The organism is Thiothrix subterranea, assembly GCF_016772315.1.
Lineage (GTDB): Bacteria > Pseudomonadota > Gammaproteobacteria > Thiotrichales > Thiotrichaceae > Thiothrix > Thiothrix subterranea.
Window position 1 is genome coordinate 1483210 of sequence record NZ_CP053482.1, and the last position, 21690, is coordinate 1504899.

20 protein-coding genes are annotated in these 21690 nt (G+C 52.0%); 7 read left to right on the forward strand and 13 right to left on the reverse strand.

Features of this window, described 5'->3' with window-relative positions; genetic code table 11:
- The first annotated feature begins 182 nt into the window (after positions 1-182).
- Entirely contained in the window at positions 183-842 is a 660-nt protein-coding gene (locus HMY34_RS07290) for an NBR1-Ig-like domain-containing protein (protein ID WP_202718597.1), read from the forward strand.
- Here HMY34_RS07290 and HMY34_RS07295 read toward each other — a convergent pair.
- Positions 837-1277 carry a hypothetical protein gene (locus HMY34_RS07295; RefSeq protein ID WP_202718598.1) on the reverse strand — a complete coding sequence of 147 codons (441 nt, stop codon included), beginning with the start codon at positions 1275-1277 and terminating at the stop codon, positions 837-839. The genes HMY34_RS07290 and HMY34_RS07295 overlap by 6 nt on opposite strands.
- Before the next feature lie 95 nt (positions 1278-1372).
- Between HMY34_RS07295 and HMY34_RS07300 the strand changes: the two genes are divergently transcribed.
- Positions 1373-2380 (forward strand): aminoglycoside phosphotransferase family protein, encoded by a 1008-nt coding sequence (locus tag HMY34_RS07300; protein WP_202718599.1) that lies wholly within the window; start codon positions 1373-1375, stop codon positions 2378-2380.
- Between the two features lie 8 nt (positions 2381-2388).
- Positions 2389-3075 carry an N-acetylmuramate alpha-1-phosphate uridylyltransferase MurU gene (gene murU / locus HMY34_RS07305; protein WP_202719150.1) on the forward strand — a complete coding sequence of 229 codons (687 nt, stop codon included), beginning with the start codon at positions 2389-2391 and terminating at the stop codon, positions 3073-3075.
- On the opposite strand, the gene idi is transcribed toward murU, so the two are convergent.
- The 5 genes from idi to HMY34_RS07330 all read right to left on the reverse strand — a co-directional run bounded on the left by idi (position 3061) and on the right by HMY34_RS07330 (position 7116).
- On the reverse strand, positions 3061-3651 hold the full coding sequence (idi, locus tag HMY34_RS07310) for an isopentenyl-diphosphate Delta-isomerase (RefSeq protein ID WP_202718600.1): 591 nt from the start codon (positions 3649-3651) through the stop codon (positions 3061-3063). The two genes, murU and idi, sit on opposite strands and share 15 nt — an antisense overlap.
- Positions 3617-4606: a GTP cyclohydrolase FolE2 gene (folE2, locus tag HMY34_RS07315; protein WP_202718601.1), complete on the reverse strand. Its 990-nt coding sequence runs from the start codon at positions 4604-4606 to the stop codon at positions 3617-3619. The genes idi and folE2 overlap by 35 nt, the downstream gene beginning before the upstream one ends.
- 90 nt (positions 4607-4696) lie before the next feature.
- Positions 4697-5191, reverse strand: a complete 495-nt coding sequence (mreD, locus tag HMY34_RS07320; RefSeq protein ID WP_202718602.1) for a rod shape-determining protein MreD — start codon at positions 5189-5191, stop codon at positions 4697-4699.
- Positions 5181-6032, reverse strand: a complete 852-nt coding sequence (mreC, locus tag HMY34_RS07325) for a rod shape-determining protein MreC (RefSeq protein WP_228288044.1) — start codon at positions 6030-6032, stop codon at positions 5181-5183. The genes mreD and mreC overlap by 11 nt, the downstream gene beginning before the upstream one ends.
- Before the next feature lie 37 nt (positions 6033-6069).
- Positions 6070-7116, reverse strand: coding sequence for a rod shape-determining protein (locus tag HMY34_RS07330; protein ID WP_202718604.1), 1047 nt, complete (start codon positions 7114-7116; stop codon positions 6070-6072).
- A gap of 247 nt (positions 7117-7363) precedes the next feature.
- Here HMY34_RS07330 and hslO point away from each other — a divergent pair, with 247 nt between their 5' ends.
- The 3 genes from hslO to HMY34_RS07345 are packed head-to-tail and all read left to right on the forward strand — an operon-like array spanning position 7364 to position 9603.
- Entirely contained in the window at positions 7364-8227 is an 864-nt protein-coding gene (gene hslO, locus HMY34_RS07335) for an Hsp33 family molecular chaperone HslO (RefSeq protein WP_202718605.1), read from the forward strand.
- Between the two features lie 30 nt (positions 8228-8257).
- Entirely contained in the window at positions 8258-8842 is a 585-nt protein-coding gene (locus tag HMY34_RS07340) for an NAD(P)H-dependent oxidoreductase (protein ID WP_202718606.1), read from the forward strand.
- Complete coding sequence (locus HMY34_RS07345; protein ID WP_202718607.1) at positions 8836-9603, forward strand: alpha/beta fold hydrolase; 768 nt, start codon at positions 8836-8838, stop codon at positions 9601-9603. Before HMY34_RS07340 ends, HMY34_RS07345 begins: the two co-directional genes overlap by 7 nt.
- Here HMY34_RS07345 and HMY34_RS07350 read toward each other — a convergent pair.
- The 7 genes from HMY34_RS07350 to HMY34_RS07380 form a co-directional block, all read right to left on the reverse strand.
- Positions 9600-10553 carry a hypothetical protein gene (locus HMY34_RS07350; RefSeq protein WP_202718608.1) on the reverse strand — a complete coding sequence of 318 codons (954 nt, stop codon included), beginning with the start codon at positions 10551-10553 and terminating at the stop codon, positions 9600-9602. The two genes, HMY34_RS07345 and HMY34_RS07350, sit on opposite strands and share 4 nt — an antisense overlap.
- 94 nt (positions 10554-10647) lie before the next feature.
- Complete coding sequence (locus HMY34_RS07355; protein WP_202718609.1) at positions 10648-11631, reverse strand: hypothetical protein; 984 nt, start codon at positions 11629-11631, stop codon at positions 10648-10650.
- A 168-nt stretch (positions 11632-11799) separates the two neighbouring features.
- Positions 11800-12579 (reverse strand): BPSS1780 family membrane protein, encoded by a 780-nt coding sequence (locus HMY34_RS07360; RefSeq protein ID WP_202718610.1) that lies wholly within the window; start codon positions 12577-12579, stop codon positions 11800-11802.
- 50 nt (positions 12580-12629) lie between these two features.
- Positions 12630-12917: an Asp-tRNA(Asn)/Glu-tRNA(Gln) amidotransferase subunit GatC gene (gene gatC / locus HMY34_RS07365; protein ID WP_202718611.1), complete on the reverse strand. Its 288-nt coding sequence runs from the start codon at positions 12915-12917 to the stop codon at positions 12630-12632.
- Positions 12918-12919: 2 nt separating this feature from the next.
- A complete protein-coding gene (gene gatB, locus HMY34_RS07370; RefSeq protein WP_202718612.1) occupies positions 12920-14350 on the reverse strand; it encodes an Asp-tRNA(Asn)/Glu-tRNA(Gln) amidotransferase subunit GatB in 1431 nt (476 codons plus the stop codon).
- 12 nt (positions 14351-14362) lie between these two features.
- Positions 14363-15841, reverse strand: coding sequence for an Asp-tRNA(Asn)/Glu-tRNA(Gln) amidotransferase subunit GatA (gene gatA / locus HMY34_RS07375; RefSeq protein WP_202718613.1), 1479 nt, complete (start codon positions 15839-15841; stop codon positions 14363-14365).
- 84 nt (positions 15842-15925) lie between these two features.
- Positions 15926-20212 carry a cadherin domain-containing protein gene (locus tag HMY34_RS07380; protein ID WP_202718614.1) on the reverse strand — a complete coding sequence of 1429 codons (4287 nt, stop codon included), beginning with the start codon at positions 20210-20212 and terminating at the stop codon, positions 15926-15928.
- 217 nt (positions 20213-20429) lie between these two features.
- Here HMY34_RS07380 and HMY34_RS07385 point away from each other — a divergent pair, with 217 nt between their 5' ends.
- A complete protein-coding gene (locus tag HMY34_RS07385) occupies positions 20430-21563 on the forward strand; it encodes an MltA domain-containing protein (RefSeq protein WP_202718615.1) in 1134 nt (377 codons plus the stop codon).
- Positions 21564-21690 lie beyond the last annotated feature (127 nt).

Below are 21690 nucleotides of genomic sequence, written 5' to 3' on the forward strand. Positions count from 1 at the left end.
AAAACATACTAATCAGTCTATAAGACAAACCGCCCAATCGTCTTGACACTTCATCATTATTTTTTGACAAATATAAATTTATTCACATTTTTTTATGATGGCGGTTAAAACATACAATCATGCTACAATTTCGCTGTTAAAAATGGGTATAATGCGTAACACTCAGCATTTCAGGATACATTATGGCTGCCCTTGACCTTGCCGAATATTTGCGCCAACAAATGGAAAAATCCGGCATCAGCGTGACGGAACTTGCCCGCCGTTCCAACCTATCCCGCCAATCCATCTACAACATGCTCAACGCCGAACTAGAACAAGCCCGTTTAACCACCTTTATCCAGCTAGCCAATGCGCTAAAAATTCACCCGCTAGATCTGATGCGCGTTTTCTTCTCCCGCTGGGAATTCCCGACCAACACCCCCACCCGTACCAAATCTCTTGTCAACGGCGATGATATTGGTTTTATTGGGGATATTACGATACCCGACCACTCCATCCTTGCACCGGGGCAAACCTTTGAAAAAATCTGGGAAATCCGCAATGTGGGTGCTATCCCTTGGCAAAACCGCCGGATTGTCTGCTTAGATCAGCAAATCGAAGTGCGCTTTCAAAATGGTGAAAAACTCGATACCTACAAGTATGGTCTTATGCCGCTGGACGGGCGTGAAATTTGCGTCCCCGACATCCACCCCGGACAAAATCACCGAATCAGCATCTGCTTTCTTGCTCCCGAAGTTGCCTGCACCACCATTTCCTATTGGAAAATGGTCGATGCAGAAAACACCATACTGTTTCCCGATATGACGGGATTGTATTGCTTAGTACAAGTAATGCCCCTATGAATGCTCTATCAATCTATCGGACGGTTTCCCCAGCATCTCCCCCAACGCCATCCGCGACGTTGCCGCCACCAGCGCACGACTCAGTTTTCGCGGCGCAAACAATACGTTTTCCACAAACTCCTGATTGCTAAACACAATGTCATCCGCTGTTGGTGCATAAGCACTGCCGCGACTAATACGCGCCACACGCCCCAAATTCACCCCACGCCCATCATCCAAAATCAACAGATGCGGGCAAAGCTGCCGGTACGGGTCAGGTCGGGGAAAATCCACAATCGCCAGCAACACCAATGGCTTACCCGGAAAGTGCACGCCCGCGTTGATTTCGGTCGAATGGATTTCCACCACATGCAGCGGCTGCCCAATCAAACCCCGTAATTGTTCCACTTGTTGGTGATAAGCCGTTGACGGCCACAATTCTTCAGAATCGCTCATGAATTTTGCCGATTTAATGTTCAATTTACAGAAAGCCTAGCATGTTAGGATACACTATTCATAACCTATCAATACGCTAGGAAACGCCGAGATTTATGACACAGGATACACGTCTTGAGCAATTAACTCAGTGGGTCAACAGCCTGCCCAACTGGGAGCACGCCGTCTTAGAACCTGCTTCGGCAGATGCCAGCTTCCGGCATTATTTTCGCGCCCGTGGCACCGACGGTACCGCCATTTGCATGGATGCCCCGCCCGATAAAGAAGACATCCGCCCGTTTGTGGAAGTGACGCATTTGCTGAGTGCGACCGGCGTTCATGCCCCGCAATTATTGGCGCAAAATTTGCTGGATGGCTTTCTGCTGCTGGAAGACTTAGGCAATACCAGCTACCTGAGCCAGCTTACCCCCGCTACTGTTAAAGACTTGTATGCCGATGCCCTGCACGCGCTGTTGCAACTTCAGCAAGCCGACTGTGACCATTTGCCGGTTTACAACGAGCGTATCTTGCGCCGTGAAATGGAATTAATGCCGGAATGGTTCCTGAAAACCCACCTAGGCTTCAGCGATGAGCAGATTCCACACGAACTGATTCAACAAACCTTTGAAGACCTGATCGAATCGGCTATCGGGCAACCTGTCGCCTTTGTTCACCGCGATTACCACAGCCGCAATCTCATGGTCACAACCGCCAATAACCCCGGCATTATTGACTATCAGGACGCGGTATTAGGGCCTGCAACCTACGATCTAGTGTCCTTGCTGCGTGACTGCTACATCGTTTGGCCACAAGCGCAAGTCGAATGGTGGGTCGATTGCTACCGCAAAGAAGCCATTGCTGCGGGGGTGCTACCGCCAGTAGATCAGCAAACCTACCAGCAATGGTTTGACCTCATGGGGTTGCAACGCCACCTTAAGGTGCTGGGGATTTTTGCCCGCCTTAATCACCGTGACGGTAAACCGGGCTATCTGGATGACCTGCCTCTGGTGCTGAGTTACGTGCTGGAAGTCGGCTCACGCTACCCCGAAACCAGCGAGCTAATCGAATGGATGCGGCGGGCAGGCATTCCCGAACGCATCGGCACTGTCCACATTCCCGCCTGATGACGATGATGAAAGCCATGATTCTCGCCGCTGGGCACGGCACACGGATGCGCCCATTAACCGACCACACCCCGAAACCCTTGCTACCTGCTGGCGGCAAGCCGTTGATCGTGTGGCATATCGAAAAACTCGCCCGCGCGGGCTTTCGCGACATTGTAATCAATCTGGCCTGGCTGGGCTGGAAAATCCCCGAAGCCTTGGGGGATGGTTCACGTTGGAATGTCAATCTGCACTATTCCGACGAGCAGCAAGAGGGCGCATTGGAAACGGCGGGTGGCATTATCAAAGCACTACCGTTATTAAGTGACGCGCCGTTCTTGGTGGTGAATGGCGATGTATGGTGTGATTACCCGTGCCTGCCTTTCCACTTAGCGGAACACGATCTGGCGCATTTGGTGCTGGTTGCCAATCCGGTACACCATCCGCAAGGCGATTTCGGCTTGAATCAAGGGCGGGTTAGCAGCAGTGGCGAACCGCGTTACACCTTCAGCGGCATTGGTTATTACCGCCCCGAACTGTTCGCCGGATTGCCACTAGGTAAACACCCACTCGCCCCTTTGCTACGCCAAGCGATGCAGGCACATCAAGTCAGCGGGGAATATTTTGCGGGCGACTGGCGCGACATCGGTACACCCGAACGGTTGGCAGAATTAGACCAAGATTTATCCAAAAATCCACCCTCACCGACACCGTAGAGACGCAAAATTTTGCGTCTCTACCAGCGCATCCAGCAGCGCGGTTTCTAATTTGCACCAAGGCGAATAATGACCAGCCACATCCGCCACCAATATTTGTTTGAAATCTTCCCACGCAATCCAGCGCGTAGCGGCGACTTCGAGCGGATTGGGTATTGGCTCATCCACAGTACGCGCCAACCACACCGGGCAGATTTCGTTTTCAACCACACCGCCGTATTCGCAGCGGTACTGGAAATTGGGTAAGGCTTCGCACAAATCATACACCTGCATCCCCAACTCCAACGCCACTCGCCGCTGGATGGCTTCAGCAACCGATTCGCCCAACGCCGGATGCCCACAGCACGAATTCGACCAAAAACCGGGCCACGTTAGCTTACTGAAACTGCGCTGTTGCAGCAGCAGTTCCCCCGCCTGATTAAAGATAAACACCGAAAACCCCCGGTGTAACGGGGTTTCCAGCGTATGCACGTGGCTTTTCGGCACAGTTCCCAGCACCGCATTATGCTGATCGACCAACACCACGTGTTCCATCCAGCTATCAGGTGGGGTGGACGTATTCACGCGGATCGTCACGGTAGCCCCCTTCCACACCTTTAACGACAACGGCGACCGCATCGTGAGCGTGCAAGCTTTCCATGTGATTGACACGCAACCAGAAATCGCGCACCGAAATATCGTCGTTCAAAGCATTTTTCAGGCGACGTGCCGCGTCTTCGCAGAACATCAGATTCGCCGCATTCAAACGCGCAAACTCTTGCTCATCTTCGCGTTTCACCGTGGCTTGTACCGGGGTTTTCAGCGCCGCTTCCACCCGGTCAATCAGGCTGGTAATGGGCAGTATGCGTACTTTTTCTGCCAATTTTACCCGTACTTGCGCAATGCTGCGTTGGCTATGCGGGGTCGCCCGAATCCCGTTGCTTGTTCCTAACCAGTCGAAAACGGTGTTCGCATCCACGACGGAAGCGTCGCCGAACGTTTCGCGGAAACCTTCTTGAATCAATTGCCGCGCTAATGCTGCCGAACACGGGCAAGTGGAAGAATAAGGCACTTCCACGCTGACTTCGGTGTCAATTTGCCCGTTACGCAAAGTAGCAGCGACTTTTACGGGGTAGTTTTTCCAACCACTGTTAGCGCTCAGCAAGGAATTGCGGCGCTCGAAATAGTCAAAACGGCATTCCAAATAAGCGGCATCACTCAAACCACCATGGGTATCAACGAATTGCGCAATGGTGGCACGCAACACTTCAGGTGTCAGATCATTCATGCCGAGGAGTGTGTCTAGCGCCACGTATAAGCGCGACATGTGAATGCCCTTGCTGTTAGGGTCGATCAAATTAACGTAAGCCTGAACCCGTGCCAGTGTTTGCACCCGCTCACCGTTGGGGCTGCGCAGAAAGACTGGCAGCTCAATCTGACTCATTCCCACCCAATTGAGCGTTCCTTTAGCACCTGCGAGGGGTTGCTTGGCAACATCCGGCATAGCGGCAACCGCACAGGGCAATTCCTGGCAGGCATTTGTAGACATCATGTGAATTCCTCTTAGTCAAGGCTTGGCTCTATGGCTACCACAGTAGCAAAATGCGCGGCGCTATGACAATTTACCTAGAGCAGGCGTTGATTAAAGGGCTTTTCGCTGTACATGGAAATACCCCAGCAGGGAGTGGAAAACCGGCCAAATCGCAATGCTGCTGAGTAATGGTGCCCAATACAACCAACCGCCCGTGCTACCAGCGCCTACCACCCGCAATATCCACAGATTAGCCAGCATGTATGCCCCCAAAATCACAAACAGCAGTGCCAATTGCTGCATAAACGCTTCGGGGGTCATGCGCAAACTCAAGCGCACCGCAAGATACGTGACCAGCACATACCCCAAGGCATGTTGCCCTAATAATGATCCGGGTAAAGTTGTGTCTACGATCAGGCCAATCGCGAATACCACCACCAAACTGACGCGATCACGGATAATTAACGCCCAATGCACTAACGTCAGCGCGATCCATTCGGGACGCCACAAACTCAATACATCGCCCAAGGGGATAAGCGACAACACCATCGCCAGAATCAACGTTACCAATACAGCGCCGGGGAAACGCGGGTCTTTAACGGGCATCAGCATCACCCGTATTTTTCCACACCAATAGCACCTCGCGCACGGCTTCGTAGTCCACCGCAGGCATGGCTAACACCGTGGCAAATGGGTCGCCCTGTTTCACATCGACGCCACCGGGTAATACGGTAGCGACTTCGTAGCCAGCCGCAAACAAGCCACCCAGCCCCGATGAGACAAATACATCACCCGGTTTAACGGTACTGCTGGCTGGCAAATTTTCAATCTTTATCGGTCGTCCACGTCCGTCGCCATTCGCAAGCCCGCGTTCGCCGGTGCGTTTGCTTTCCACGGGAATCGAGTGACCTATGTCAATTAACTGCATCACATTGGAGGTAAGCGGAGTAACACTAACGACTTGTCCGTAGATTTTATTGCCATGCAATACCACTTGGCTTTCCTGAACGGCATCATTGCTGCCTTTATTGAGCGTCACCAAGCCACGCACCGGGTCTTGCGCAATTTCCAGAATTTCAGCCATGGTAAACGTGTAGGTTTCACGCGGGGCGGCATTGAGCATGGTGCGCAAGCGCTGATTTTCAGCCATGACCTTATCCAAATCCTGTTGCTGTGCTGAAAACACACCGACTTGCTGCCGCAGGATAAGATTTTCATCCGCTAATTGTTGTTGATTGGTTAAAAATCCGCTGGAACGTTGATAAGCCTGTTGCGGAAAATCAACGCTGTACAGCAATGGATAAACCATCATAGTTGCCACGGTGCGCACAGCGGACAATGACGCTGGATTACGATTATCCACCGCCATGAGCACTAATGCACATAAAATCAACAACATGAACCGAAACGAAAATCCCGGCGTGGCATGATAATTGGTGTCGTTAATGGTCGCCTCCGCTGCTGCTTGTCATTCCGCTTGCTGATCAGTCGGTAGCGAGGAAGTTAACGCCTTCTTCTTCCATGATTTCCAGAATCTTACCGCCACCACGCGCCACACATGTCAGCGGATCATCGGCAATCACCACCGGAATCCCCGTTTCTTCCATCAATAAACGATCCAAGTCGCGCAATAATGCACCACCGCCGGTCAAAACGATACCACGGTCGGCAACGTCAGCAGCTAACTCTGGCGGGGTTTGTTCCAACGCCGTTTTCACCGCGCTGACAATGCCAAACAGCGGTTCTTGCAAGGCTTCGAGGATTTCATTGCTGGTCAGGGTGAAACTGCGGGGTACGCCTTCTGACAGGTTACGGCCTTTGACTTCGATTTCCAGCAATTCCTTGCCGGGGTAAGCCGAACCGATTTCGCATTTAATCCGTTCCGCCGTGGCTTCACCGATCAACATGCCGTAATTACGGCGTACATAACTGATGATCGCATCATCCAAACGGTCGCCGCCGATACGCACTGATGCCGAGTACACAATCCCGCGCAATGACATAATGGCCACTTCGGACGTACCACCGCCAATATCCAGTACCATCGAACCAATCGCTTCATCGACCGGAATGCCCGCGCCAATCGCTGCCGCCATCGGCTCTTCGATCAGGTAAACTTTACGCGCACCCGCACCCAACGCGGAATCTTTAATCGCACGGCGTTCGACTTGGGTTGCGCCACACGGCACGCAAATCACCACACGCGGGCTAGGGCGCAAAATACGACCCGCATCCACTTTGCGGATGAAGTGCTGTAACATTTTTTCAGTGTAAGTAAAGTCCGCAATCACGCCGTCTTTCATGGGGCGAATCGCGGTGATATTCTCAGGGGTACGCCCCAACATTTTCTTGGCTTCCGTTCCCACGGCTTCAATCGACTTGGGGCCACCCGGACCACGGTCTTGACGGATAGCAACAACAGAAGGTTCATCCAGTACGATACCTTTGCCGCGCATATAAATCAGGGTATTGGCAGTGCCTAGGTCGATGGAAATATCATTGGAAAATAAACCTGATAAGGCTTTGAACATAATCTAATCAATCCGGCTTAAAGCTAAATAAAGGGAGTACTTGAACACGTCCTGTGTGACTGTCGTTTTTCCGCGAACAGGCTAACCTTTGGGCAGCCCCCAAAAATAATTCGCTAAATGTAACAACCGCCGCTACTTTGGGCAAGCCGACTTGTGTGATAAGTTCACGTTCCGGCTAAAATGGGTGCTTTTTAGCAGATTAAGCCGCATTTAGAAAGCAATTCTCGCTCCATGAGGTTCAGAAAATATGTCAGCCGATACATTACGACGCTTTATGCTCGAACAAGCGCATGTGCGCGGTGAATGGTTACACCTTGACCAAACTTGGCAGGAAATTTTAGCGCGTGCCGATTACCCGGCTTTTGTGAAAACCATTTTGGGCGAAGCCGTGACCGCCGCCGTGTTATTAGCCGCCACCATCAAACATGACGGCGCGTTGACCTTGCAAATTCGCGGCGATGGCCCGATCCATTTGCTGGTCATTCAAGCCACTGCGCAAGGCACGGTACGCGGCCTAGCGCAATGGAACGGTGAAGCCACCGGCAGCCGTTTACTCGACTTGTTTGGTGAAGCCCAACTAGCAATCACCCTCGAATCGCACCAAAGCAACGAGCGTTACCAAAGCCTAATCCCATTGGAAGGTGATTCCTTAAGTGTCGCACTCGAAGCGTATTTTGAGCGTTCCGAACAATTACCAACACGCCTGTGGTTAATGTCGAATGACACCGCCGCCGCCGGTATTTTGCTGCAACGCCTGCCGCAAACCGAGCACGATGCCGACGATTGGCAACGTGCCTCCGCCTTGCTGGATACCCTGACTCGCGACGAGCTGGCACAGCTTGCACCGGAAGCATTGCTCTATCGCCTGTTCCACGAAGAAGACGTGCGCTTATTTGACCCCAAAGGCATTCGCTTTCACTGCACCTGTAGCCGTGAACGGGTCGAAACCATGTTGCGCTCACTCGGTCAGGCTGAAGCCGACGCCATGCTTGAAGAGCAGGGAAAAATTGAGATCATTTGCGAATTTTGCAATGCAAACTATACACTTGACGCCATTGATACCGGGCTATTATTCAAACCAACCATGCCAACGAATGATACCCTTCACTAACCGAATCCTCACTTTACCTAGGGAACACTCATGCGCGTTCTGATCGTTTACGCTCACCCCAACCCCAGCAGCTTCAACCATGCCATGCTGGATTATTGCCAACAAGGTTTGCAGGAAGGGGGACACGAAGTACGGGTCAAAGACCTGTATGCGGAAGATTTCGACCCGGTATTACGCGCCAGCGACTTAGCAGTCCTGCAAACCGGCGTGATTCCCGACAAAATCAGCCGTGAGCAACAAGACCTGCTGTGGGCAGACGGCTTGGTGTTTATTTACCCGCTGTGGTGGTTTGACCGCCCTGCCATCCTCAAAGGCTGGTTTGACCACGTCTTGACCAATGGCACCGCGTTTGAATATTCACAAGAAGGCGTGAAAGGCTTGCTGCAACACCAGCGGGCGTTGGTGTTAATCACGGCGGGCGGCACCGAAGACTTTTTCCGCCAAACCGACGCCGAACACTTGATCTACCGCCCGGTCACGGATGGCACATTGGCTTTCTGCGGCATTAAGGACGTGCGTCATCGCATTTACTACAATGTCCCCGCACTCAGTGCTGAGGCACGCGCAGATATTTTGGAAAACATTGCCACCATGGGGCGTGAATTCGCGTGCTGAATTACCGCCTACTCGGAACGTTAGACGGCAACCCGCCACTGGTGGTGCTGCACGGCTTATTAGGGTCGCTGGATAACTGGCAAACCTTTGCACGCGGGCAAACCGCGAAACGCGCGGTGTTGGCGCTGGATTTGCGTAATCACGGCGATTCACCGCACGTTGAAGGCATGTCCTACCGGCAAATGGGCGCGGATGTGGTGGAAGTGCTGGATGCCTTGGCGATTCCACACTGCGATTTAATGGGGCATTCGATGGGCGGCAAAGTTGCGATGACGCTGGCGCTGCAACAGCCAGAACGGGTACAGCGTTTGCTGGTGGTCGATATTGCGCCCAAAGCCTACCCACCTCGCCATCAAGCCCTGCTACAAGCGATGTCGAGCCTGCCCCTCGCCACGCTTACCAGCCGCAAACAAGCCGATGAGTGGTTGAGCAGCACCGTCAAACACCCGTTCGAGCGCGGTTTCCTGCTGAAAAATTTGGGGCGGCATACCGATGGCACATTCTTCTGGCAATGCAACTTGCCGGAGATTGCCAAACAGTATTTGAAAATATCAGGATTTCCCGCGCCGGAAAGTGTGTTTACCCAACCGACACTGTTTGTGCGCGGTGGGCAGTCGGATTACGTGCAAGACACCGACATTGATGGCATTTGGCAAGTATTTCCGCAAGCAACCTTAACGACCATTGACGCAGCGGGGCATCTGCCACACGTGCAAACGCCCGCCGAATTCAGCGCCGTGGTGAATGCGTTTCTGAACTAGACCAACAAACGGCGGTACGTATTCACCCGACTCGACCAGCCTGCCAACCAACGCCGCTCGTTATTGGCGGGCGGTGAATTGCGCACCCGGCGTTCCAAGACGCGCATCGCAGCATCGGCAAATTCGTGCAAGGCTTGCTCACCGGGGCGTGACGGACGCATCTCTTCCAACACCTGTAACAAGCCCCAGTTTTGACCGTTATAACCACCGCTACGGCTCAAACCTTCGCCTTTGAAGTTGGTGTAGTCAATTAATGCATACCAGCCACCCGGCGTATTTGCCACCGCATTCAAATTACCCACCACGTGTGGGCGCAATTGATCAGGGGAATTTTTAACCAACTTAGGCATGGCGCGGCGCGTGCGATCCACAATAAACTGCACTTGTAACAAGCGGGTTTGGTACAGGAAATTTTGCAGCTCTTGCACTTGCGGCGTGTGTTTAGCCTGCATCAATTCGCCTTTGCTATTCCAAGGCGCACCCTCACGCGGCAACCATGCAGGCACTTGCACGCCGCGTGCTTGCATATAACTTAGCAGCTCCGGGAAAGTACTGCCAAACCGCGCATGACGCCCTGCCGGATACCAAGTGAAATGCCCGATGCCCATCGACGCAAAATCTTCACCATCATTCCAATGCACTAAATTGCTGACATTGCCACCGCCTTCATTTTTGAAGATCTGATCGCCAATCACCTGCAATTCCACTTGAGATAATTCCGGCATCCCACCGCCAGCAGACGGCAAAGGGCGGGAAATATTTTGCGATGAATAATGTGAGGCATTTTGTGCAGCCGGATTATTCATCGCAAAGGTATTGCGTGGCGATTCTGTTGCACTGGTGTGTGGTACAGCACCGGCATTGCTACGGATGGCTTGAGAACTGGGGCTACACGCTGACAGCCCCACACTGGCAATGGCAGCCAAGGCCATAACGGCTTTTGCTTTCATTAATCAATCCCTCTTATTTTTATGTATTTTGGTGGGACTATAATGCAAATTCGCTCGTCGTGTTGCATTACCCGACGAGCGCTATTAACGGTACTTAAACGTTAGAATAACGGTAGGTATTGATCCGTTTTGACCAACCTGCCAACCAACGGGCTTCGTTACGGGCGGGTGGCGAATTGCGTACTCGACGCTCTAAAACACGGCTGGCAGCATCCGCAAACAAATGCAATGATTGTTGCCCCGGCTGACTCGGTTGCATGTCTTCCAGCACCTGCAATAAGCCCCAGTTCTGACCATTGTAACCACCGGAAGTGTTCAAGCCTTCGCCTTTGAAATTGACGTAATCCACCAATACATACCAACCACCGGGGGTATTCGCAATCGCGTTCAGATTTTGTGCCACGCGATTGCGTGAATGCGCAGGGGCAGCATTCACCAATTTCGGCATGGCACGCCGGGTACGATCCACAATATACGCCGCTTGTAACAAACGGGTTTGGTACAACAAATCTTGCAACTCACGCACTTGCCCGGTTTGCTTGGCACGCATCAACTCGGCTTTAGTCCGCCACGGTGCACCTTGGTAACGCGCTTGCTGCACCCAAGCAGGCAATTGCACCCCGTTGGATTGCAAATGCCCCAGCAAATCCGGGAAGGTATTGCCGAAACGTGCCGCACGCCCGGCGGGATACCACGTGAAATGCCCTAAGCCCATGGACGCAAAGTTTTCGCCATCATTCCAATGCACTAACTTGTCAGGGTCGCCGCCGCTTTCATTTTTGAAGATATGATCCGCAATCAGCAATAATTCTTGACCGGATAAAGTCGGCATCCCCGATACCCCAGCGCCAACGGCGGGTCGATAAGCTTGGCCTTGCATCGCCACTTGTCTGCTGCCACCGGATGAATGCTGGGCTTGTGTAGTCGCTGTTTTCTTTTTGGCAACCGTCGGCTTATTGTAACCAAACAGCAAATCATCGCTGTCATCCTCTTTAGCCGTATGGATAGTTTGGCTGCACCCTGACGTGCCAATAACAACCGCCAGTGCAAAAAGTGTTCCCCACGCTCGAATGCGCATGTCCTAAGCCCCTCGTGTAAACAGCATCTTAATTTTGAATAATTAGCGCTATTAATAGACCAGAGTAACTTTACCCATCCTTAATCAGTTATTTTTATCATTTTAAGGCATAAAAAACCCGCACAATGGCGGGTTTCTCAACAAAAATACGTCAGGCCGTAAAAGGCATTACTTGAGGAAAATTTGCCGGTAGGAAACATACATGCTCGCAAACATCCACGGCACTACCACCAGCAACCCCAGTAACAACGGAATCATCCCCAAAATCAGCAACACCACCATTAGCAATGAATACACAATCAAGGCCAACGGGTTACGCAAACACGCCTTAAAACTCATGCTCAACGCCTGAAACACCGGAACGTTATTCAACGCCACCAGTTGTGTCGCAAACCAGAACAACATCATCACCAACAACAACAAAATCACCCCAACCGCGATCAAGCCCGTGTTAACACCGCTCAGTAAATCTTCAGGTCTGCTCATCTCACTCTGCATGAGATCCATATTCATGCCGACAAATGCGCCGCCAATAATAATCCCGAACAGAATAACAATCCCCAGCGTCAATGCGCCCAAACCTAACAAGGGCACAAGGTTTTCTTTAAAACCTGCAAACAAATGCTCGAAGCGCAAGGTATCGCCCGCAGCAATCGCTCTAGCGCCCATCAAAATGCCACCCGTCAATACCGGCCCAATCAGACTGGAAACAATATCGCCCACCACCGGCACAATACCCAGCACAAACTGAATCACAAACAGTACCAGCGTGATCAGCACCCAGACAACGAGGTTACTTTTCACCAATGCCCAACTATCAGACAACCAGCTCAGGCCAGCACCCGCTGACAGCGCACGTGGCTCAGTCAGTAGCGTCAGATTACCGACATTTATCGGCGGGGGCGTCACATCTGACTGCGGCGGTTGGTAGGGATTCTTATCATTCATAAGGAATAACTCCTGATTTTTTATAATGAAAATGGACTCACGGCATACCCCTACTCAATGACCTTGGGCACGAGGTACAGCCCATTTTCCACTTCCGGCGCAATCGCCTGATACTTTTCCCGATGATCGGTTTCCGTCACCACATCTTCACGCAAGCGCTGCATCATATCCAGCGGATGCGCCATTGGCTCGACACCCTTGGTATCCACCGCGCTCAATTGATCCACCAAACTCAGGATATTGGACAAGTTTTGCGTATACGCTTCCAACCGATCATCCGGCACTGCCAGACGCGCCAGACGCGCCACTTTTTTCACTTCAGCCTCCGAAATTGCCATGCTCAGCCCTCCAGCTTCTGCTTCAGAATATCGTTCAAGGTATTGGGGTTCGCTTTTCCTTTAGAAGCCCGCATCGCTTGCCCCACAAAGAAGCCGAACAGCTTGTCTTTACCACTGCGGTATTCCGCCACCTGCCCCGGATTATTGGCAATGATTTCATCAATCACCGCTTCAATCGCACTGGTATCCGTGATTTGCTTCAAGCCCTTCTTGTCGATGATTGCATCGGCAGAGCCTTCGCCGTTCCACATCGCCGCGAATACATCCCGCGCAATCTTATTGGAAACGGTATTGTCCTGAATGCGCTTAAGTAATTCGATCAACGCCGCACTACTCACTGGAACAGCAGCAATCTCCATCTCATTGTCTGCCAAGGTTTTGCTGACTTCGCCATTCACCCAGTTCGCCGCAAGCTTCGCATCCCCGCAACCTTGCGCCACTGCCTCGAAATAATCCGCCACTTCACGGCTGAGCGTCAGCAAGCTGGCGTCGTAAGCCGTCAACGCGTATTCCGCCATGAAACGCTGTTTTTTGGCATCCGGCAATTCCGGCAGGGTAGCGCGTACCGCTTCAATATCCGCAGGCGTGATTTCCACGGGCAGCAAATCGGGATCGGGGAAGTAACGGTAGTCGTTAGCGTCTTCCTTGCTGCGCATCGAACGGGTTTCGTCCTTATCGGGGTCGAATAAGCGCGTTTCCTGCACCACTTTGCCGCCGGATTCGATAATGTCGATCTGACGTTCCACTTCGTGGTTGATGGCGCGTTCAATGAACTTAAACGAGTTCAAGTTCTTGATTTCGGCGCGTGTACCGAATTCTGCACCGGGGCGACGCACCGACACGTTGGCATCGCAACGGAACGAACCTTCCTGCATATTGCCATCGCCCACGCCGAGGTAACGTACCAGCGCGTGCAGCTTTTTCATGTACGCCACGGCTTCTTTGGCATTGCGCATGTCTGGCTCGGAAACGATTTCCAGCAACGGCGTACCCGCACGGTTCAGGTCAATCCCGGTTTGCCCTTGGAAATCTTCGTGCAGCGATTTGCCTGCATCTTCTTCCAAATGGGCGCGGGTAATGCCAATGCGCTTGGTTTCACCGTTTTCCAGTTGGATGTCCATGTGACCTAAGCCAACGATCGGCAGCTCGTACTGGCTAATTTGGTAGCCTTTCGGCGAATCAGGGTAAAAGTAGTTTTTACGTGCAAAAATCGAACGCGGTGCAATCTCGGCATCAATCGCCAGACCTAAGCGGATCGCCAATTCCACCGCTTTTTTGTTGAGCACAGGCAAGACACCCGGCATCCCCAAATCGACCAGATTGGCTTGCGTGTTTGGCTCTGCGCCGTAAGCGGTCGATGAACCCGAAAATATCTTTGAATTGGTGGCAAGCTGGGCGTGAATTTCCAGACCAATAACGGTTTCCCATTCCATGCGCTGTCCTCCTTACGCGAACTGGGCTGGCACTTGCGTGTGCCAGTCCGTCCATTGTTGGTACTGATGCGCAATGTTCAACATCCGCGCCTCCTCAAAATAATTGCCGACCAATTGCATCCCGACAGGCAAACCGTCCGCCGCAAAGCCGATGGGGAACGTCATCCCCGGCAACCCCGCCAAGCTGACTGGAATGGTGTACAAATCTTCAAGATACATCGCAATCGGGTCATCTTTTTTCGCGCCGATACCGAACGCAGTGGTCGGGCAGGATGGCCCCATGATCACATCGACATCCTTAAAGGCGGCTTCAAAATCCTGTTTGATCAACCGACGAACCTGCTGAGCTTTCAGATAATAGGCATCATAATACCCTGCGGAAAGTGCGTAAGTGCCGATCATAATGCGGCGTTTGACCTCATCACCGAAACCTTCCCAGCGGCTGCGCTCGTACAAATCCATCAAATCTTTCGGATTCTCGCAACGGTGTCCGAAACGTACCCCGTCAAAGCGTGACAGATTCGAGGAACATTCCGCCGGAGCAACCACGTAATACACGGGTACTGCGAGGTGGCTGTTCGGCAAGGTCACTTCCTTGATAATCGCGCCCTTCGCTTGGAATTCTTTAATGGCACGGTCAATCACTGCACCGACTTGCGCATCCAGCCCTTCCGCGAAGAACTCTTTCGGCAACCCAATCCGCAAACCTTCCAGCGAACCATTGAGGTTGGCGGTGTAATCCGGCACAGGCAAATCGACGCTGGTGGAATCGCGGCTATCCAAGCCCGCAATAACATTCATCGTAATCGCGCAATCTTCCGCCGATGGAGCCATGGGCCCGCACTGATCAAGGCTGGAGGCAAACGCAATCATGCCGTAACGCGAAATCCGCCCGTAAGTCGGTTTAATCCCAGTAATATTGCAGAACGACGCTGGTTGGCGAATCGAGCCACCCGTATCCGTCCCCAACGTCATCGGCGCAAGCCGTGCCGCAATCGTTGCCGCGCCACCGCCAGAACTGCCGCCCGGAACTTTAGTGGTATCCCACGGATTCCGCACATTCCCAAACGCCGAGGTTTCGTTGGAAGACCCCATCGCGAACTCATCCATATTGTTCTTGCCGAGCAAGACCCCGCCTGCCGCTTTGAGCTTTGCCGCCACATGCGCATCATACGGTGAGATGAAATTCGACAGCATATTCGAGGCGCAGGTCGTCCGCACGCCTTCCGAACAGAACAAATCTTTGAGGGAATACGGCACACCCGCCATTGCACCCGTCAGCTCGCCCTTGCGGATACGGTTGTCGATGTCCACGGCTTGCGCTTGGGCAGACTCGCGGGTGACGGTAATGTAGGCATTCAATTCAGGGTTGAAGCGGTCGATGCGGTCAAGATACGCATCGGTCGCTTCCATGACAGAAAATTTGCCCGTATGCACCCCGTCGTGAATGCCCTTCAAGGACAGGGTATGGATGGAATCAGCCTGCGACATGGTTTCTCCGTTATTGCCGGGGTAATCTATTAGCGACTTACTATAGTGTAAGCCGCTTGCCGCTGGCAACCTGCACAACACCGGTCAGAGCGGTGCTTCGCCGCGAATAATGTAATTGCCGCTAAAGCTGGCATTGCCGGGATGCATCAAAATATTGCCCAACATCAAATTGATGTCATTGTTCGGGCCGGTATAAAGTGTAGTGCCATCCAGATTGAAATCGGTGGAATAATAACCCGGCAATCGAAACGCCGCATTCACATTGGTATTTTCCGGCGCGACCAAAATAGCTCCCAATAACACACTGTTATCGCTACCCGGCCCACTCGCGATAATCGTATTGCTATTATTGGCATCTCCCGCCCACATCAATGCAACGCCCGAACTTTCCAAACGTGCCCCAACACTGTTATACACCTTGGTAGCAAGTGCCGTAAAATCTACCGCCGCCGGTATCCCACGGCTAACACTGACAGGCTCTTTGGTCATTACCGCCAAATGATTACGGTGACGTATGGCGATGTAATACAGGCCGTCGTCTGCATTGGTAATTGGCAACACTTTGGAGCCAGTGGCGGCATCCACAATATCGCCATCACGTTGCAGCAAGCCCGCCGCTACCGCTACCCGCTTACCAGGGTCGAAGACATTGCGCAATTCCACCAATACCCAATCCACCGGCGCATCGCCTCCCGTTGCCGCCAACACTGCCGCCGATGCGGTTTCCGTACCCTTGTAATCAAAGGGTGACACCATATCGGAAGAAGTTGCATAGCCAAACGCCGTCTTCAACTCCCCATAAGGTTGTAATTGCGGCATTAACCCCAAACGGTGCAAATCCCCGCGCATCATTTTATCAGTGGATTTGTAAGCCCCTTGCAACCACGCCCGCAGACTCACATTGACGAAAGGTACATCATCAATATTGGTCACTTTGGCAGTTATGCTTTGCGTCGCACTCAAACCACCTGCATCTGTCGCACTGACCACCACCGCATACGTATTGTTTTTGTCTGCATCCTTGGGAAGTTCATAATCGGGGGCAGCAATAAATTCCAACAGCCCAGTCGACGCATTGATCTTAAATAACGCCGCATCCGCACCGCCGCTGATGCTATAGGTCAAGGCTTCGCCATTGGGGTCGTTTGCTGTCGCCACCATGACCAAGGTTTTATTTTCTTCGACGTCTAAGGTAACAGTGGCTGCCCCTGCATGACTGGTCATCACCGGCGGCAAATTTTCCAAAACATCCATCACCACTAAATTAAGGGTTTGTGTCACCTGCTGTGCGCCATCACTGGCGGTCACTGTGACTACGTAGATATTATCTTTATTGCTGTCTTGCGGTTTCTCATAATCGGGCGCGACCGCAAAACTGAGCGTGCCGCCACTGCTGATCTGGAATAGCGCCGCATCCGCGCCACCGCTAATGCTGTAGGTAATCGCATCGCCGTCTGTATCGGTAGCCGTCACAATCGTCGCTATTTTTTGATTTTCCTCCACACTCAAGGTAGCACTCACGCCACCACCATCACTAATAATTTTGGGTGCAGCGTTTTCCACGCCATCCGTTACGGTGACGAATAACAATTGTGTGGTTTCAAACACGCCATCCGTCGCAATCACCGTTAAAATATAGATATTATCCTGATTGGCATCTTTAGGCGTTTCATAATCGGGCGCTTTAATGAAAGCTAATTTGCCACTATTGGTATTAATTTGAAACAGCCCATCATCCGCGCCGGTAGACAAACTGTAGGTAACGGTGTCGCCATCAGCATCCGTGGCGGTCACAGTCGTCACCGCTTGCTGATTTTCAGGTACGCTGATGTTTGCAGTGGCATTACCACCGTTGCTGGTAATGACCGGCGGCTTGCCTTCTTGCACATTGAGAATTTGCACGCGGATAAGTTGTGTATCCATTAACACACCGTCACTCACCATGACTTCCACTTCGTAGTAGTTATCATGATTAATATCTTGCGGCTTTTCGTAATCGGGTGCATTCAGGAAACTTAATTTGCCCGTACTCGCGGTGATTTTAAATAAATTGGCATCTGCACCGGCTTTAATGCTCAGCGTTAGCGGGTCGCCATTGGGATCAGTCGCAGTGACGGTGGTAACAGCCGTGAGGTTTTCTTCTAAACTGACGCTGGCGGTATTGCCTCCACCATTACTGGTAATCTGAGGGGCAGCATTTTCCACCACTTTCGTTACCGTGACGAATAACAATTGTGTGGTTTCAAACACGCCATCCGTTGCAATCACCGTTAATATGTAAATATTATCCTGATTGGCATCTTTAGGCGTTTCATAATCCGGCGCTTTGATAAAGGCTAATTGGCCGCTATTGGTATTAATTTGAAACAGCCCATCATCCGCGCCCGTCGATAAACGGTAGGTAACGGTATCGCCATCGGCATCCGTGGCGGTCACGGTTGTTACCGCTTGCTGATTTTCAGGCACATTAATCGTGGCGGTTGCGCTGCCCCCATTGCTGGTAATGACCGGCGGCTTGCCTTCTTGCACATTGAGAATTTGCACGCGAATAAATTGTGTATCATTTAACACACCGTCACTGCCCCTGACGTCTATTTCATAAATATTGTCACGGTTAGCATCTTGCGGCTTTTCGTAATCCGGGGCGCTAATAAAACTTAATCTGCCGGTACTGGTGGTAATTTTGAATAGTGCCGCATCCGCGCCACCGGTGATGTCAAAGGTTACATAATCGCCATCTGAATCAGTCGCGGTTACTTTAGTTACCGCTGTTACATTTTCATCCAAGCTCAGCGTCGCGCTCGTACCGCCGCCATTGCTGGTAATTTGTGGCGCAGCATTTTCGCTCGCATCCAGCACTTGCACCGTTAACGCTTGGGTATCGGTTAAACTGCCATCACTAGCAGTCACCACCACGTCGTACTTGTTGTTTTTATCCGCATCAATGGGGTATTCATAATCGGGCGGTGCGATAAAAGACAGCGCACCCGTCGCCGTATTCAGTGCAAAGCGCACCGCATCCACACCACTGAGGCTGTAGCTAAGCGCACTCCCGTCCGGGTCAGTCGCTTTCACGGTTGTGACCGCTGTTTGCCCCTCAGGAACAGACAGAACGGCACTCGCATTCCCACCATCACTGCTAATAACAGGCGGCTGATTCGCGGGTTTATCCACCGGATACACCGTAATACTAGCGGTATCGTCTTCACTCGACTTACTGGTGCGGTTAAAAGGCGTCGAGTCGGGATCTTCATTGAACGCAAAAGTAATTTCCCCGTCAACGCGATAATTGCTCGCCGTTCCCACCCGCGCCCGAATTTTCAGGATTTTAGAACCACTCGCCGGAACCACATCCGCATCCCACACGCCAGTATTGGGGTTGTAACGCCCGCCAGAATCATCGCTGACCCACGTCAAACCAACCGGCCATTCCAACTCCACCTGCACCAAACTGGTCGCAATAGCCGTGGCATTTTTGAGCGTATAACTCAGCTCCACCTCGCTGTTCCATGCCGGATTCGGGGTATTCACTGCGGCCTGCAAGGACAAGTCGACTGGCGTGGATTTGGTACTCGTTAGCCACTTAAAAAATGCGCCAGAATCATAAGCCGGGTCGCCCGCATCCGCCAACGCCAGCTTGACATGGTAAGATTGCCCCGGTGTCAAACCGTCCAAAGACGCGGTAATCGGGCGCGTATAACCATCCAATTGCGTCGAGGTGCTACCGCTGCCATTACCATTGTCTACAAAGTAAGCTACATTATTCAGATTACAAGCCGCCCCGTTCTGATTAGCACCGGGCTTGCCTGCATTGACATTATTGACGGCTATTGCTTCGCCGGTATCCGGTAAAAATGCCGCATTCTTTGTTCCCGTCAATCCGGGGCCAGAGACGAACAAACCGAAGGCATCGTTAAAACTGCTACACACGTATTCAGGGTATTCCTCTGAACCAAACGCAAACACAAAGTTAAGCCTATCCCCTTGCGGGGTAATGTCAAACTCAATGATCGCGGGGTCGTATTTGGCGTTCGCGCTAATTTTGCCAAGATCAAGGTCAAGGTATTGCACCTTGGTATTGTGCGAATACGCCGCGCCATTATTCGGTGCTTGAATACTACCCAGATTCCCGGTATTCAGAAAAACCCCACTTTTCACGCCCCAAACGTCACCGCCGTTGCTGAAAACGCCGTATTGTTGGGAGACACCCCGTGGAATAGAAAGATTGTTTACCGATAAGCCGGGGCCATCTAGCAAACTCGTCATATCGGTGGGAGTGGCATTAGGATTATAGGCAGGGGCTGCCTGTGTCAATGTGCCATAAAAAAGCATCAACAGGATGCCCAATGACGTTAGTCGATTGTATTTCATAGTATTAATAGCCCCAGCGCTCTTATCTTTATTGTTCATTAAGCTTTTTTTGATACGTAGCTTATGTATTTAATCATAACCAATAATCCAAACTAATTCTATAAGTCATTCCACTTATCCGAATGTACCGTTCACGCCTTCACCCTTCACCTGACTAGCCCCATAATGCTGACGACCCCATACCCCCGATAACTACAATAAAACCAAGGGTTTTGACATGCTTTCACGCAGTTTAGCGACGACCATTCTCATGAGCACGCTCACCAGTGCAGCGACACCAACGTATGCCAACCCGCCCATTTGGGAATCTTGGTCACAGATGCAACCGCAACGCGGTGAATTCGCACCCAGTCGCGCGGGCGTTTTACAACCACGGCTGCAATTAGCAACGTATTCCCAACCGAGTATTGCGATCAGCCCCGTCGAAACCGGGTTACGTGATCTCGCCCGCTCACTGGAAGGCAAGGCATTGTGGGAACGCCAAGCCCCCTTGGGCAGCAATATCGTCAACAAAACCCTGATGGAAACCATTCAGCAGTTGCTCTATTGGCGCGGTGATTGGTTTCCGGCAACACTCCGCCAACAATTTGAGTTGATTCCACTCACTGCCCAGCAAGCAAAAACGGGGCATTTTACCGGTTACTACACCCCCATTTTAACGGGCAGCCGCACTCGCACCCCGCAATTCAGAGTGCCGATATACCGTGAGCCGCAAGGCAATCTCAGCCGTTTAAGCCATGCCGATATTGCTAATGGTGCTTTAGCCAACAAAAATTTAGAGGTGGCGTGGGTAGAAGACCCCTACATGCTTTATATGGCGCAGGTACAAGGTTCCGCGCAAATTCGCTTCACCGACGGCACCGCCAGTACCCTCGATTACGCGGGCAATAACGGCAAAGACTTCCGCCCCGTATCGTCTTATCTGCAAGCCAAAGGCTACAATATCGGCAGCATGACACACGAAAACGTTGGGCGTTGGTTGCGCGAACACCCAGACATTATGCATGAAGCCCTGTTGAGCAACCCGCGTTATATCTTTTTTCATGAAACCCAAGGTTTGCCCCAAACAGCATCGGGGACATCGGTCATACCCGGTCATACTGTCGCGGTAGACAGCCGCTATATCCCGCACGGCTCCGTCTTACTCGCGGAATTGCCGCGCGTGAACAGTCAGGGGAAAAAAGTAGACGGCACGGAATGGCGGCTCCTATTTGCGCAAGACCATGGTCGGGCGATTCAAGGCAAAGGGCGTTTCGACTTATACACCGGGGTTGGCAATAGCGCAGAATCTGCCGCGTATGCCATATCAGGGATGCATCGCGCCTTCTTACTGGTGCGCAAATCTGGCTAAACACTGCTAAAATCCTGTGGCGCTCTATCGTGTTGGCTCTGCTGGCTTTGCGTGACAATAACGGAAAAATCGTGCACCATGAGTGATCTTTATTGCTCGTAACTGACGGTAGATCGGATGACGGGGG